This is a genomic window from Mycobacterium sp. Soil_C_30, assembly GCF_057656995.1.
The window spans coordinates 263066-277409 of sequence record NZ_JBDGJH010000004.1 but is presented as its reverse complement, the minus strand read 5'-3'; the positions used below and the strand labels follow the sequence as shown (position 1 = coordinate 277409).

14 protein-coding genes are annotated in these 14344 nt (G+C 66.1%); 5 read left to right on the top strand and 9 right to left on the bottom strand.

Translation table 11 applies throughout. The features are described 5' to 3' along the window. The first annotated feature begins 142 nt into the window (after window positions 1-142). Window positions 143-607 carry a tRNA (cytidine(34)-2'-O)-methyltransferase gene (locus AC3A6P_RS09535; RefSeq protein ID WP_487691067.1) on the top strand — a complete coding sequence of 155 codons (465 nt, stop codon included), beginning with the start codon at window positions 143-145 and terminating at the stop codon, window positions 605-607. An 80-nt stretch (window positions 608-687) separates the two neighbouring features. Here AC3A6P_RS09535 and AC3A6P_RS09530 read toward each other — a convergent pair whose 3' ends face one another. Beyond that, entirely contained in the window at window positions 688-1329 is a 642-nt protein-coding gene (locus tag AC3A6P_RS09530; RefSeq protein ID WP_487691065.1) for a nitroreductase family protein, read from the bottom strand. A 23-nt stretch (window positions 1330-1352) separates the two neighbouring features. On the opposite strand from AC3A6P_RS09530, the gene AC3A6P_RS09525 reads away from it, so the two are divergent. Together AC3A6P_RS09525 and AC3A6P_RS09520 are read left to right on the top strand one after the other, a co-directional pair. Next, entirely contained in the window at window positions 1353-1766 is a 414-nt protein-coding gene (locus tag AC3A6P_RS09525; protein WP_487691063.1) for a TIGR03667 family PPOX class F420-dependent oxidoreductase, read from the top strand. Between the two features lie 129 nt (window positions 1767-1895). Then, window positions 1896-2732 carry an alpha/beta hydrolase fold domain-containing protein gene (locus AC3A6P_RS09520; RefSeq protein ID WP_487691062.1) on the top strand — a complete coding sequence of 279 codons (837 nt, stop codon included), beginning with the start codon at window positions 1896-1898 and terminating at the stop codon, window positions 2730-2732. A gap of 3 nt (window positions 2733-2735) precedes the next feature. Here AC3A6P_RS09520 and AC3A6P_RS09515 read toward each other — a convergent pair whose 3' ends face one another. From AC3A6P_RS09515 to AC3A6P_RS09500, 4 genes are all read right to left on the bottom strand, one after another. Beyond that, complete coding sequence (locus AC3A6P_RS09515; RefSeq protein WP_487691061.1) at window positions 2736-4205, bottom strand: wax ester/triacylglycerol synthase family O-acyltransferase; 1470 nt, start codon at window positions 4203-4205, stop codon at window positions 2736-2738. Window positions 4206-4292: 87 nt separating this feature from the next. Further along, window positions 4293-4490, bottom strand: coding sequence for a hypothetical protein (locus tag AC3A6P_RS09510; protein ID WP_487691059.1), 198 nt, complete (start codon window positions 4488-4490; stop codon window positions 4293-4295). Window positions 4491-4612: 122 nt separating this feature from the next. Beyond that, window positions 4613-4795: a DUF6307 family protein gene (locus tag AC3A6P_RS09505; protein WP_487691057.1), complete on the bottom strand. Its 183-nt coding sequence runs from the start codon at window positions 4793-4795 to the stop codon at window positions 4613-4615. Between the two features lie 109 nt (window positions 4796-4904). Next, window positions 4905-5999, bottom strand: a complete 1095-nt coding sequence (locus AC3A6P_RS09500) for an aldo/keto reductase (RefSeq protein ID WP_487691055.1) — start codon at window positions 5997-5999, stop codon at window positions 4905-4907. 295 nt (window positions 6000-6294) lie between these two features. Here AC3A6P_RS09500 and AC3A6P_RS09495 point away from each other — a divergent pair, with 295 nt between their 5' ends. Further along, on the top strand, window positions 6295-7224 hold the full coding sequence (locus AC3A6P_RS09495; RefSeq protein ID WP_487691451.1) for an alpha/beta fold hydrolase: 930 nt from the start codon (window positions 6295-6297) through the stop codon (window positions 7222-7224). Window positions 7225-7287: 63 nt separating this feature from the next. Here AC3A6P_RS09495 and AC3A6P_RS09490 read toward each other — a convergent pair whose 3' ends face one another. Then, on the bottom strand, window positions 7288-10545 hold the full coding sequence (locus AC3A6P_RS09490) for an error-prone DNA polymerase (RefSeq protein ID WP_487691450.1): 3258 nt from the start codon (window positions 10543-10545) through the stop codon (window positions 7288-7290). Between the two features lie 109 nt (window positions 10546-10654). After that, a complete protein-coding gene (locus tag AC3A6P_RS09485; RefSeq protein ID WP_487691053.1) occupies window positions 10655-11302 on the bottom strand; it encodes a hypothetical protein in 648 nt (215 codons plus the stop codon). 122 nt (window positions 11303-11424) lie between these two features. Between AC3A6P_RS09485 and AC3A6P_RS09480 the strand changes: the two genes are divergently transcribed. After that, the gene (locus AC3A6P_RS09480) at window positions 11425-12453 is read left to right on the top strand and encodes an Acg family FMN-binding oxidoreductase (protein ID WP_487691052.1); all 1029 of its coding nucleotides are present in this window, start codon (window positions 11425-11427) and stop codon (window positions 12451-12453) included. On the opposite strand, the gene AC3A6P_RS09475 is transcribed toward AC3A6P_RS09480, so the two are convergent. Beyond that, window positions 12444-13637 carry an enhanced intracellular survival protein Eis gene (locus AC3A6P_RS09475; RefSeq protein ID WP_487691051.1) on the bottom strand — a complete coding sequence of 398 codons (1194 nt, stop codon included), beginning with the start codon at window positions 13635-13637 and terminating at the stop codon, window positions 12444-12446. The genes AC3A6P_RS09480 and AC3A6P_RS09475 overlap by 10 nt on opposite strands. Before the next feature lie 123 nt (window positions 13638-13760). After that, window positions 13761-14207, bottom strand: a complete 447-nt coding sequence (locus AC3A6P_RS09470) for a hypothetical protein (protein ID WP_487691049.1) — start codon at window positions 14205-14207, stop codon at window positions 13761-13763. Window positions 14208-14344: the final 137 nt, after the last annotated feature.

Below are 14344 nucleotides of genomic sequence, written 5' to 3'. Positions count from 1 at the left end.
GCGTGGCAATTCGAGCAGTATGACAGCACCGGGAAAGGCGCTCCACAGTTCTCACTGAACAGGCGGAGTCATTAGGTGCACTGACGGCCGTCAATGGCGGTCCAGAGCAAATGATTCGTAACCGAACTGACATCATCGAGTGATGTTCCGACTGATGTTCTACTCGCCCCGTATCGCGCCGAACACCGGAAATGCCATTCGAATGGTCGCCGCGACGGGTGCGGAATTACATCTTGTCGAGCCGCTGGGATTCGACCTCTCCGAGCCCAAATTGAAACGTGCGGGCCTCGACTATCACGACCTCGCGTCGGTGACGGTGCACTCTTCGCTGTCCGCGGCATGGGAGGCGCTGCGCCCCGAGCGCGTGTACGCGTTCACCGCGCACGCCACCACCTCGTTCGCCGACGTCGGCTACCTCCCCGGTGATGTGTTGATGTTCGGGCCCGAGCCCACCGGCCTGGATCAGGAGACGCTGGCCGACCCGCATATCACCGCGCAGCTGCGGATCCCGATGCTGGCCGGCCGGCGCTCCCTGAACCTGTCGAACGCCGCGGCGGTCGCCGTGTACGAGGCGTGGCGCCAGCACGGGTTCACCGGTGCCGTCTGACCCCCCGCCCCCCTTGGCGCGAGCGAGCGTGTTTGTCCAGCAACACGCCGCTCAGCGCGTACAAAAGTGAGCGCTCGCGCTTACCAGGTGTCCCAGTGCGTCAGCTCTTCGGCGGGCAGCCGCTTGGCCTTCTTGAAGTCGGTGCCCTTGGTGTAGGCGATCGGGAACAGCCCGCCCTGGGCGTACTTGTCGAACGGGATGCCCAGGATGTCGGCGACCTGCTTCTCCCCGTCGCCCATCAGGTGCAGCGACGTCCAGGCCGAGCCGAGGCCCCGTGACCGCAGCGCCAGCATGAAGCTCCACGTCGCCGGCATCAGCGAGCCCCAGAAGCCGGCGCTCATCCCGGCCGGGGCGCCGTCGGGCCGGCCCTCCAGGCACGGGATCAGCATCACCGGCACCTCGTGCAGATGGTCGTTGAGGTACTTCGCCGAGTCGACGACCAAGGGCGTGCGCTCGTCGCGGCTGTCGCCGTACTGCGGCTTCTCCGCCTCGAGATAGGGCGTTGCGGCGATGCGGTAGACGTCGGCGATGGCCTTCTTCTTCTCGGCGTCCTCCACGAACACCCACTGCCAGCCCTGGGCGTTGGACCCGGTGGGCGCCTGCAATGCCAGGTCAAGACATTCGAGAAGCACCTCGCGGGGCACCGGCTTGTCCAAGTCGAGCCGTTTGCGCACCGAGCGGGTGGTCGTCAGGAGTTCATCGGCAGACAGGTTGAGGGTCATGACCGGAGACTACATTCGGACGAATGACCGCTGAACTGACGCCAGAGGTGACGGACCGCCTCACCAACGACGATTTCGGATGGCTGACCACGATCGCCCAGTCCGGATTGCCGGTGCCCCGGCTGATCTGGTTCCTGTTCAACGGATCCGAACTGTCGCTCTACACCCTGCCCGGCGCGGCCAAGGTGGCCCACGTCCGGAGGCATCCGCAGGTGAGCCTGAACCTCGACTCGGACGGCCAGGGCGGCGGCATCATCGTGGTCGGCGGTACCGCACGCATCGACGCCGAGGGGGTCGACTGCCGCACCGACGAGCCCTACTGGACCAAATACGCCGGGCACGCCGAGAGCATCGGGATCGCCGACGCCATGGCCGATTACAGCACCCGGATCACCATCGGTGTCGACAAGGTGTGGACCACCCCCACCGCGGGTTGATCGACAGCCGTTCTGGTCCCCCTATGGGGAGGAAAAGGAGACGCCGTGTTCGGCCTCTGCACACGCTTGGCTGCCGACTCCGTGGCGCGCTTGTTCGCCGCCACCGTCAGTCCCGCACCGAAGGAGACAGTGCGATTTCCCGAAATCGAAGGTCACACGAGCGCGCTGTCGATTCCGACCAGGCACGGCGCCGTCTCGGCCACCGTCTATCACCCGCAGCCTGAACCGGACCACACCCCGGCGGTGTACGTCAACATCCACGGCGGTGGTTTCGCCGTCGGCCACCGCGACCAGGACGACCCGTGGTGCCGCTACCTCGCCGCACACGCCGGCGTGGTCGTGGTCAACACCGATTACGTTCTGACTCCCCGACACCGGTTTCCGGCGCCGGCCGAGCAGATCTTCGATGTACTGCAGTGGGTGTCATCGCAGCATCGCGACTGGGATGGCGGCCGCCTGTGCGTGGGTGGTCAAAGCGCCGGAGGCAGCCTCGCGGCGGCGGCGTCCCGGTTGGCCCTGGAGAACGGCGGCCCGCCAATTCTGTTGCAGGTATTGCACTATGCGCCACTGGATCTCGTGACGGCCACCAGGGACAAGCACAGTCCGCTGGGATTGAAGGCGGTGATGAAACCCTGGATGGGCGAGGTGTTCGACACCGCGTACATTCCCGACCGGCAGCAACGGCGCGACCGGCTGGCCTCGCCGGCATGGGGCACCAACGGTGACGATCTGCACGGTATCGCTCCCGCCGTGGTGGTCACCGCGGAGTTCGACCGACTACGCGGCGAAGCCGCCTCCTACGCAGACAAATTGGCTGCGGCCGGTGCGCTGGTGGCCTACCACGAGGTGGCCGGGGTGGATCACGGTTACAACATCATGAGCGACGATCCCGAGGCCGTCGCCGCCACTCGGCGGATGTACCGCATGCTCGCCGAGCACGTCCAGCAGGTGACCAGGCTGCCCTGAGGCTTACCGGATGCTGGAGCGGACGACGCCGGTATTCCGGCCGGCCCGTTCGTCGGCCTCGATTTTCAGTTCGCCCACCACATCTTCGATGCCGCGCGCGAGCGATGCGACATCGTCGATGTTGTCGGGGCAAGCGACGACACCCACGGCCAATGTGCCGCCGTAGGAGACGGCGGTGACGTTGAGATTGGCCCCTTCGAGCAGCGGCGCCAGAGCGTGGATACCCACGACATGCGCTCCGGCGCAATAGATTTCCTGACGGGGGCCGGGAACGTTGGAGGTGATGGCATGAGCCACCGGAGAGTGGAAGCGCGACAGTTTGAGGCCGGTGTAGACACCCATGGCCATACCGATGACCAGAGGGGGAACGACGTCGATGACGTCGGCGAGGTTGACCGGAGGCGCCGCCCGTCGTCCGTTCTTGATCTTGGCTGTGGCGTCGTGCACGCTGGCCAGCTGCTGCGCCGGATCAGCCAGATCGACCGGCAGTTTGACGACGACCGGGGACCAGCTGTTGGACGCGTCGCAGTCGACCCCACGTGTCGAGATGGGCATCATGGTGCGCAGCGGACGGCTGGGCACCGTGTCATGGATTTCCAACCACCGACGCACCGCCGATGTCGTCGCGGTCAACAGAACATCGTTGACGGTGACCTCGAACGTCGTGGTGATGACGCGCAGATCCTCCATCGACACCGCGGCGAACGCGACGCTGCGCCGTGCGGTGAGCGGGGCATTCAACAGGGTTCGCGGTGAGCTCTCGTCCTTCTCCGGCACCGGACCATCGCCTCGCTGTGGGCCGCCTGCGAGTAGCCGGTGGACCGATCCGCGCGCGGTTTCGACCACCGATCTGACCGCGACGGGACCCAACCTGGCGGCGATCCGAACGCCGACAGCGGTATTGGCCGCGATTTCATCGATCACGTCCCACGCCCTGGCGGCAGCGTCGGGCATCTCGGCGCCGTCTTGCTGTGTCGCCGAGACGAACTCGGCATCCGGGTCACCGGACATCAGTGCGGGCAGCACCGACGTCACCGCGCCCACCCCATCGGCCATCGCGTGGGAGAACTTGATCAGCACCACGAGCCTGCCATCGGACAGACCCTGTACCACCCAGGCATCCCACAGCGGACGATTGCGGTCCAGCGGCTGCGCGTGCAGCTCGCCGATCAGAGTGGTCAGCTCCTGCATGGTGCCGGGCTCGGCCAGCCGCACGCGGTGCAGATGCTTCTGGACGTCGAACGCGGGGTCCTCGACCCATGACGGCTGACCCAAGCCGAAGAGTTTGGTGAGCAGGCGCTGACGAAATTCCGGCATCGCCGCGGTACGTTCGGCCAGCAGCTTGTGGATCGCTCCTGCAGTCAATTCGCCGCGCGCCGTCGGGTCGCAGAACAACACAGCCGTCACGTGGGTGGACATCACGGATGTTTCGCCGTGCAAGGCGAAACCGTCAAGGCCGGTCAATCGGTTCATACGCTCCATCTCTCTGCGCGCCGAGCAGCGAAACCGCTTGGCCTGCAACACATCCCAGCGGTCACCGGCGGCGAGTCCGGCGAGGGATCAGCGCCAGAACCCGTTCCTCTTCGATGTACTGCGATCGCCGTCGACATGGGTCCACTGTCCCGACTCGTAGCGGTATGCGTCTTTCACGCCGCCACGCGTCACGTCCAACGTGCCGTCCTTGTGCTCGATGTATCTGTCGCCGAATCGCATGTATTTGTCGATGCCGCCGTCAGCGAGCGTCACGGTGACTGTCATGGTCAAACCTCCAGATGAGCCGCTGATATCGGCTCATAGCGCGGCCACCCCGGTGGGGAGCAGTCGGACGGACACACGGACTCCAAGCGCCGCCGAAGAAGCGGAGCCCAGCGGGGCTGCGCTCAGCGCACCTTTTCGGGAATCGAGTTCAGTGTGGCCAGGACGTGTTCGGCGAGTTTGCCTGCTTCGGCGTTGTCCAGCTTGGAGTGCGCGCTGATGGTGTCCGTGACGAGCTGGAGGCGAATTTCGTAGGGACTGCGAGAAGTTGTGAGCGAAGCCATCGGACATCCTTTGTAGTCGAGCATATTCGCTCATAACCGAGCTGCTCGATACTCACGACCTTACGCTGATTCCCGGCCACCGTGTGCTCGATGAGCATGCGGACGTTCGGGACGCGAATGCCGTCCTGATACCTCACACCCAGTTACGCACGTCGCCGCAGTAGCCGCCGGGCTTGTCGCCGACCTTGACCCCGGGGCTGATGATCAGCTGCTGGTATTGCGGGGTGAACATCTTGTAGACCGATTGCGGCGGTACAGCGCTCGCCTGATCGAGGGTGACCCGCAGGTCGGCAGGCAGCTCGAAATCCAGCGCGGCCATGGTGCCGGCGAGTTGCTGGGCACTGCTGGCGCCGACGATGGCCGCCGCGATGCCGGGTTGGGTCCCCACCCAGTTGATCGCGACCTGCGCCATCGACACCCCGAGCTTGTCGGCGACCTCTGCCAGTGGAGTGAGCAGCTGCCAGTCTCGGTCGGTCAGATCGAGTGCCGAGGCGCCCGTGACACTGAGCCGGCCGCTTCCGCCCACACCCCGATCCCCCGCGTGGTACTTACCGCTGAGGAAACCCTGCCCCAGCGGACTCCACGCCGTGATTCCCATGCCGAGGCTCTGCCCCATGGGGACATGCTCGGTCTCGATCACCCGCTCGATCAGCGAGTACGGCAACTGCAGATTGATCAACGGCGTGAGGTTGTTGGCCACGGCGAAAGTCTGCGCCTGGGCGGCATACCACGCCGGAGTGTCCGAGACACCGGCGTAGCGAATCTTGCCTGAGCGCACCAGATGATCGAAGGTCTGCATCACCTCCTCGACCGGGGTCAGCCGGTCCCAGGAGTGCAGGAGGTACACATCGATGTAGTCGGTGCGCAACCGGCGCAATGATGCCTCCACGGCTCGCACCATGTGTTTGCGGCCGTTGCCGCCTCCGTTCGGGTCCCCGGGGAACATGCCGTTGGTGAATTTGGTGGTGAGCACCACCCGGTCACGCACCCCGGCCTCGGCGAGGAGCTCCCCGAGGATGGTCTCACTCTCACCGGCGGTGTAGAAGTCCGCGGTGTCGAGGAAGTTGCCGCCCGCGTCGAGGTACTGATGCAGGATCGGGCGTGATTCGTCGATCGTCTTCCCGTAAGAGGCTTGGTAACCACTGGTCCCGAAGTTCATCGTTCCCAACGCCAGTCGGCTCACGCGTAAGCCGGACCGGCCAAGCAGGTAGTACTGGTCAAGCGCCATCGTCGTCACTCCATCTCTGAAACACACCGAATCCACAGCTGGTTACGGTCAGCGTCGGGGTTCATGTTCACACTGCGTTCGTCACTGTCCGCGGCTGACCACGACCACTGTGCGACAGAAAAATTGGACTCACAAGTCCACTCTGTGTGACCCGCGCTGACCAGCTGCTGCTGGAGAGCGCCGGGCAGGTCGACACATTGGACTTGCAAGTCCAGTGGGGCCTCACCACGATGAACCTGTGCTCACTCGTCGCGCTTTCGCCCAAGGACTCGGCCTCACTGTTGCCGCCACCTCGATTCTCAGCAGTGCGTCCGCACACGCCGCCCCGGCCTCATTCGCCCCGCTCAAGAGCGTCGACGCCGGCGAGCTGACCGTTGGTTACGCCGAAGCCGGGCCGCCGGACGGGCCGGTGGTGTTGCTGCTGCATGGCTGGCCCTACGACATCCACAGCTACGTCGACGTGGCCCCGCTGCTGGCCGCGCAGGGTTATCGGGTGTTGGTGCCCTATTTGCGCGGATTCGGGACCACACGATTTCGCGCGAACAACGCCAACCGAACGGGCCAGCAGGCCGCCCTGGCCCAGGATGCCGTCGACTTCCTGGACGCGTTGCACATCGAGCGCGCCATTGTCGGGGGATTCGACTGGGGCGCAAGAACTGCCGACATCGTGGCCGCGGTCTGGCCACAGCGCTGCAAGGCGCTGGTATCGGTGAGTGGATATCTGATCGTCAACCTCGCCGCAAACCAGCGACCGTTGACACCGGAAGCTGAACACGGCTGGTGGTACCAGTACTACTTCGCGACACCACGCGGCGAAGACGGTTACCGCGCCAACACCCACGCATTCAACAAGCTCATCTGGCAGGAAGCCTCACCCGCATGGCAGTTCGACGACGCCACCTACAACCGAAGTGCCACCGCCTTCGACAATCCCGATCACGTCCAGATCGTGATCCACAACTACCGTTGGCGCCTGAGCCTGGCGCCCGGCGACCCGCGATACGCAGCGCTCGACGACCAGTTGGCGACGAACCCCAAGATCTCGGTGCCGACGATCACCATCGGTAGCGACTTCGACGGTCCGAACAAAGACGGCGCCGCCTACCGCACCATGTTCACCGGCGGCGCCTATTCGCACCGGGTGCTCGACGGAATCGGGCACAACGTGCCCCAGGAAGCGCCGCGGGAGTTCGCCGACGCCGTCGTCGCGGTGGACGCCTACTGAGGTGTTCCCGGAGCAACGCGCCGATGTCCTCAGGGCGGGCGGGCAGTTGTCCGGTCGGTGCACTCAGCGGAAGTCCCGGGACTTCGACCCGACCCGCATCGACAACTTCTCCATGCGGTCCGCCACCACCGTGACCGCGCCCGAGGCATTCTGGACGATGCCGCGCACCATCAGCGCCGGCGCCGTCTGCGCCAGTTTGCGATGTTTGCTCCACAACCCGACCGAGCACACCACGTTCACCATCCCGGTCTCGTCCTCGAGGTTCATGAACGTCACGCCCTGCGCGGTGGCGGGACGCTGGCGGTGCGTCACCGCCCCGGCCACCAGCACCCGGGTGCCGTCGCGTACCCCCAGCAACTCGGCAGCGGGGATCACCCCCATGGCATCGAGGTCGTCGCGCAGGAACTGGGTGGGATAACTGTCGGGTGAAACGCCGGTGGCCCAGACATCGGAGGCCGCCAGCTCCACATCACTCATGCCGGGCAGGGTGGGCACGTGCGACGACGAGCCCACCCCCGGCAACCGGTCCGGACGCTCCGCGGCCGCGGCCCCGGCCGCCCACAGCCCTTCGCGCCGGGTGATCCCGAAACAACCCAGTGCGCCCGCGGTGGCCAGCGCCTCTGTCTGTGGGACCGACAGCTGCACCCGGCCGGTGAGATCCAGCAGAGAAGCAAAGGGACCGTGGGCATCTCGGTTGTCGACGATGCGCTGCGCCAGATCGTCTCCGATGTTCCGGACCGCGCCCAGCCCCAGCCGTACCTCCAGACCCGCGTTCTCCAGCGTGGCGTGCGCCAGGCTGGCATTGACATCCGGGCCGTGCACCAGCACTCCGTGCCTGCGCGCGTCGGCCACCAGCGTCTGCGGTGAGTAGAAGCCCATGGGCTGAGCCCGTAGCAGGGCCGCACAGAACGCCGCCGGGTGGTGCAGCTTGAACCACGAGGAATAGAACACCAACGACGCGAACGACAGCGAATGACTCTCCGGGAAACCGAAATTGGCGAATGCCTCCAGTTTCTCGTAGATCCGGTCGGCCAACGGCCCGGTGATGCCGTGTTGCTCACGCAGACCGTCGTAGAACCGGCCACGCAGTCGCCGCATCTTCTCGGTGGACCGTTTGGAACCCATGGCCCGGCGCAGCTGGTCGGCCTCGGCGGCGGTGAAACCCGCGCAGTCGACCGCCAATTGCATCAACTGTTCCTGGAACAGCGGCACTCCCAGGGTTTTCCGCAGCGCCGGTTCCATCGACGGGTGATCGTAGACAACGGGTTCCACACCGTTGCGTCTGCTGATGTAGGGATGCACCGAGTTGCCCTGGATCGGCCCGGGCCGAATCAGCGCCACCTCCACCACCAGGTCGTAGAACACCCGCGGTTTCAGTCGCGGCAGGGTGGCCATCTGCGCCCGCGACTCCACCTGGAACACCCCCACCGAGTCGGCTTTCTGCAGCATCTCGTAGACGGCCGCCTCCGAGAGATCGAGCTTGGCCAGGTCCACCTCGAGGCCTTTGTGTTCGGCCACCAGGTCGATGGCGTAGTGCAGAGCCGAGAGCATTCCCAGGCCCAGCATGTCGAATTTCACCAAACCTATTGCCGCACAATCATCTTTGTCCCACTGCAGCACACTGCGGTTTTCCATCCGCGCCCATTCCACCGGGCATACATCGGCGATGGGCCGGTCGCAGATCACCATGCCGCCGGAGTGGATGCCCATGTGCCGAGGCAGGTTCTTGATCTGCATGGCGAGGTCGATCACCGGTTCGGGAACACCGGCAACGTGCTCGGATTCGGCCAGGTTTCCCCACTGGCCGATCTGCTTGCTCCATGCGTCCTGCTGGCCTTGGGAAAAGCCCAGCGCGCGGGCCATGTCGCGGACGGCGCTGCGGCCACGGTAGGTGATGACGTTGGCCACCTGTGCGGCGTAGTCACGGCCGTATTTGTTGTAGACGTACTGGATGGCCTCCTCCCGCAGGTCGGATTCGATGTCGATGTCGATATCGGGTGGCCCGTCCCGCGCGGGTGAGAGGAACCGCTCGAAGAGCAGGTCGTTGGCGATGGGATCGATGGCGGTGACACCCAACGCATAACAGACCGCGGAGTTGGCCGCCGAACCCCGGCCCTGGCACAGGATCTTGCTGTTGCGGCAGAACTGGGTGATGTCGTGCACCACCAGGAAGTAGCCCGGGAAGTTCAGTCTGGAGATGATGTCGAGTTCCCGCTCGATCTGTGCGTACGCCTGGGGTGCGGCATCGCGTGGCCCGTAGCGCCGCATGGCACCCGCCATGGTCAGCTCCCGCAGATAACTGTCTTCGGTATGGCCGTCCGGTACGTCGAAGGGCGGCAGTTGCGGAGCGATGAGCTGCAGACCGAAAGCGCACTGCTCCCCCAGTTCAGCTGCGGCGGTGATGATCTCGGGCCGCTGAGCGAACAGCCGGGCCATCTCGTCACCCGAGCGCAGGTGTGCGCCACCGAGCGGGGCGAGCCAACCTGCCCCTTCGTCGAGAGACTGCCGCGCCCGGATGGCGCCCATGGCCATGGCCAGCCGGCCACGGTCCGGTGCGGCGAAGTGCGCACCGGTGGTGGCGATCAGCCCCACCCCGAACCGCGGCGCCAACGCAGCCAGGACGGCATTGCGTTCGTCGTCGAGCGGGTGGCCGTGGTGGGTCAGCTCGATGCTCACCCGGTCCGCACCGAACCGGTCCACCAGGTCCGCGAGTGCGCCCGCCGCGGCCTCCGGGCCGCCGTCCGACAGCGCTTGCCGGACATGGCCTTTGCGGCATCCGGTGAGGATGTGCCAGTGCCCGCCGGCCGCCTCGGTCAGCGTGTCGTAGTCATACCGGGGTTTCCCCTTCTCGCCGCCGGCCAGGTGCGCAGTCGAGATCTGCCGCGACAACCGCCGGTAACCCTCCGGTCCACGCGCCAGCACCAACAGATGCGGACCCGGCGGATCCGGGACCTCGGTACGGGCACCGTTGCCCAGCGACAGCTCCGCGCCGAAGACCGTCTGCATGTCGAGTTCGCGCGCGGCTTCGGCAAATCGCACCACGCCGTAGAGACCGTCATGGTCGGTCAGCGCGATGGCACGCAGGTCCAGCCGCGCAGCCTCCTCGACAAGTTCTTCCGGGGTACTGGCCCCATCGAGGAAACTGTAGGCCGAATGGGTGTGCAATTCGGCATAGGGCATCCGGGACCGGACCCGCTGCTCTCCGGTGGGCTCGTACGCCTCCCGCTTGCGCGACCATGCCGGACTGTCCCCGCCGTCACCGGTGGGCTCTTTGAACGGCATGCCGGCGCGGCGCGGCTTGCTGTTGAGCACCCGCTCCATCTCGCCCCAGCTGGGCGGCCCGAGGAACTTGTCCACCGCAGCAGTCTATCGAACAATTGTTCGAGCGGCACCGTTCGAGGAACGCACCCCAACACCGGATTCACGATGCTCAGTCGGTGACGTCGCCCTCCGTTTCACCCCGAATCAGCGCAGGCTCGGGGCTCATCTCAACCTGCCCATCGCATCCTGGCCGAATGGTCTCGGCGTGGGCTTTGACAGTCGCCAGCGTCGCCCGCAGAACATGTCCGACGAACGGCCGGACCAGGTGCCAGTACAGCAGGAACCGGCGACGTACGGCCGCGTCGGTGGTGACGGTGCGGCACTCGTAGCTCAACAGCGTCCGGTGTCCGTACGGCCGCACCGAGAGATTGGCCGCGATCTTGCCCCACCCCGGCTCGGCGAAGCGGGTGAACTCGTCGACCGTCACCTGACGCCACTCGATCACCGGGGTCCAGAACCGGCCCACCGCACCGAACGCGATCTCGCGCTCGTCGCTGCCCAGTACCAGCCACCCTGGCAACCCGCCGTCCGCGATCACCAGCGACGTGGGCACCGGCGGCGCTGCGCCGACCAACCTCGCCGGCAGCCCGCGCAACCACATCGCCGCCAGCAGAATCGGGGTCCGCACCGTCAACAGGTCCAGCTCGCGAGCCACTTGAAGCACGCACCGCGGGTCGGCTTCCACCACACAGTGTTCGGTCAGCACCGCGTCGTAGCGGGGCATCACCGCTTCGATGATCATCCGGTCGGCGGTCATGTCCTCGAGTGTCGGGCTGCAACGCACGGCGCAACCAGTGCCCGAAGTCCTCGATGCCCGGGACTTTGTGGCCTTTCGGCGTCCCCTGCCCGCGACGGACAGTGGGAGCGGTGGTGGTGAAAATGAGTGACACAGTCAAGACCGATGACACAGTGGCCAACATCGACCTGATCAAGAAGGTCGTCGAGCTGGCCGGGCGCGCGCCGTCCCTGCACAACAGTCAGCCCTGGCAGTGGGTGATCGACGGCACGGGCCTGCAGCTCTGGCTCGATCGCAGCCGTATCGTCCGCCACACCGATCGTGGTGGGCGGGAAGCTCTGATCAGCTGCGGGGCGGCGCTGGATCATCTCCGGGTGGCCGCGGCCGCATCGGGATGGCAGACCTTCGTCGAACGATTCCCGAACCCGAACCGGCCCGAGCATCTGGCGACCATCGAGTTCTGGCCTGCCGAGTTCGTTTCGGCCGCCACCCGGTGCCGGGCCGACGCCATCCTGCGCCGCCACACCGACCGGCTGCCCTTGCGGGCGCCCGAGGGACTCAACGTCCTGGTGCCGGTTCTGCAGCACCTGATCGACGACGATTCCGCCCGTCTCGACGTGCTCCCCGCGGCGCTCTTACCCGAGTTGCTCGAAGCATCGGCCCTGACCGAGGCGACACGTCGATACGACGCCTCCTACCAGGCCGAGTTGGATTGGTGGACAGCGCCATTCGAACTCGACCAAGGCATTCCACCGGCACTGCTCAACAGTGTCGCCGACAACGACCGCGTGCCCGCCAACCGCAACTTCCCGGCCGCCGGACACCCGGCGACGCACCGCGGGGCGGACCAAGACCAGGCCGTGATACTGGTGCTGTCGACCCCCGACGACACCCCCGCCGATGCGGTGGCCTGCGGCGAGGCACTGTCCACGGTGCTACTGGAATGCACCGCCGCCGGGCTGGCCACATGCACGGTGTCCCACGTGACCGAAGTCGCCGCCGCCCGTGCGGTGGTCGCCGAACTGGTCAACCGTCACGGGGTACCGCAGGTGCTGATCCGGGTGGGCCGCGCCCCCGAGCTCGACGAGTACCTGCCGCAGGCCCCGCGCCGCGAACTTCACGACATCCTGCGGATGCGGCGTCCGGAAGTGGGCACGCCGGATCAGAAGTGAAAACCGAGCTCCGCGGGGACGTCGCTGCGGAACGCCTGGTCCATCTGAACCACTAGTGCACGGTCACCGCACCGGATCCGGTTGGCCGCCGCCAGGTCGAGCACGCTGTGCACACCGAAGTAGACACTGCCGAGCACATCGAGGTCGAGCCGCAGATCTGCCGGCGCATCCGAAGGTGCACACTTGGCCTCACCGTCGCGCACCTCGAGCATGAATCGTCCGCCGTCAGAACGGAACCGGTCGCCCACATCCAAGACCATGCTGACGTCGGCGAGGTACCGGCGCGCCTGTAGCGCAGCCGGGACATCCATGATCCGCAGCCACAGGGCGTCCTCCTGCCAGGTGGTCTTCACCTGCCGCGAGTCCACCAGCAGGTACGGCAGCGGGTCTGCCGGGAAGGTGTCGATGAGAACTTCCTCGATCAGGTCGAGACCGAGCAGCGTGCGCCACAACGCCGCGTGCGCCTGCGGGGTCACGGCGGTCACGGCCTCCACGTGGGCCACCATGGTGGCGCCGTGCTTGACCCGGTAGAGGGCCCATCCGTCGGGGTGCAGCAGTCCGAACCATGCTGTGCCGCCGTCGCGGTCGGATTCCCGGTCGGCCAGCAGGTCGTCCCACAGCGCGTCGGGGCAGGCCAGACCGCCCGGAGTGGCGCGCCGCCAGCGGTCGTAGATCTCGGCCAACTCGGCGCGGTGCTCGCCGGGGTGCACCAGCCGCACCTCACCGTCATCGAAGGCGTCGGCGTGGAACCGGGCGAACCGCCGCTGCACCGCGAAGCGCCGTTCTATGGTGGCCGGGCCGTATCCGAAACGCCCGTAGATGCCGCCTTCGCTGGCGGTCAGCGCGGCGATGGGATAACCGTCCGCCGCGACCCGGTGGTGCAGTTCGGCGTACATGTCTCGCAGCACCCCCCGCCTGCGGTGAGTGGGTGCCACGGCGACCGCGGACACCCCGGCGGTGGCCACGATGGCGCCGCCGGGCACCGTCAGCTCCATGTCGAGATAGCGCGCCATTCCGATGATGTCGTCACCGTCGGGAACAACGAGCGAGCCGTTGTCGGCCACCATCACCTTCCACGGCGGCTGACTCTCGGGGGTTGTGTAGGCGCCGAAACAGGTTGCGGCCAGCCGCGACATCGCCTGCTGGTCGTCGTCGGTCGCAGACCGTACTGACCACTGACTCACATGACCACAGTGCCATACGGCGCAAACGGATTAGGGAGCGCTGGTGCTTCACGGTGGTCCGACCGTGAAGCACCAGCACCGGTCTCGAACAGACCTCTTGCGCCTGAACTCGAAGCCCCCGAGCTAGCAGCTCCGGGCCAGCGCGCCGGTGACCGTGCCGTACGGCCCGAATTTCACCGACGCTCCGAGGACACACGTCTCGAAGTGGATGTTCTTGGTGAACCAACCGTATAACTCGCGAACGGGTTCGGGAAGCTGTGACACCAGAACCATCGGGTCGAGATGGAACAGAGTGGCGTACGGCGCCGGCGGCTCCGGGTTGGATTCGCCGATCCAGATCCATTTGTTCTGCAGCGGTGCGTTGTACGGCGTTTCCGACGGTCCTACCAGAGCGCCCGCGGTGTCATCGAGATACGCGGTGGCCAGGAACGCGGAGTTGCCGACCGCCTGTGCAGCTGCAGCCGTGATGTCCTCGTCCGCCTGGGCCAGCGCTGCCGGCGTGAGCACTGCTGCCGCCGTGAGCGCAACGGCAGCGGTACTGATTTTCACCCTGTCGGCGATACCTGTCATACATCCCCCTTTTCGTGTGGTTTTCGTGCGCGACAACCACAGTTGTCGCACGCGGCTTGACACGCGTCAACTTCGGGAGATCAAGATCACAACTCGCGTTTACCGCAGGTCACAGCGGTGTGTCCACCACATGACGA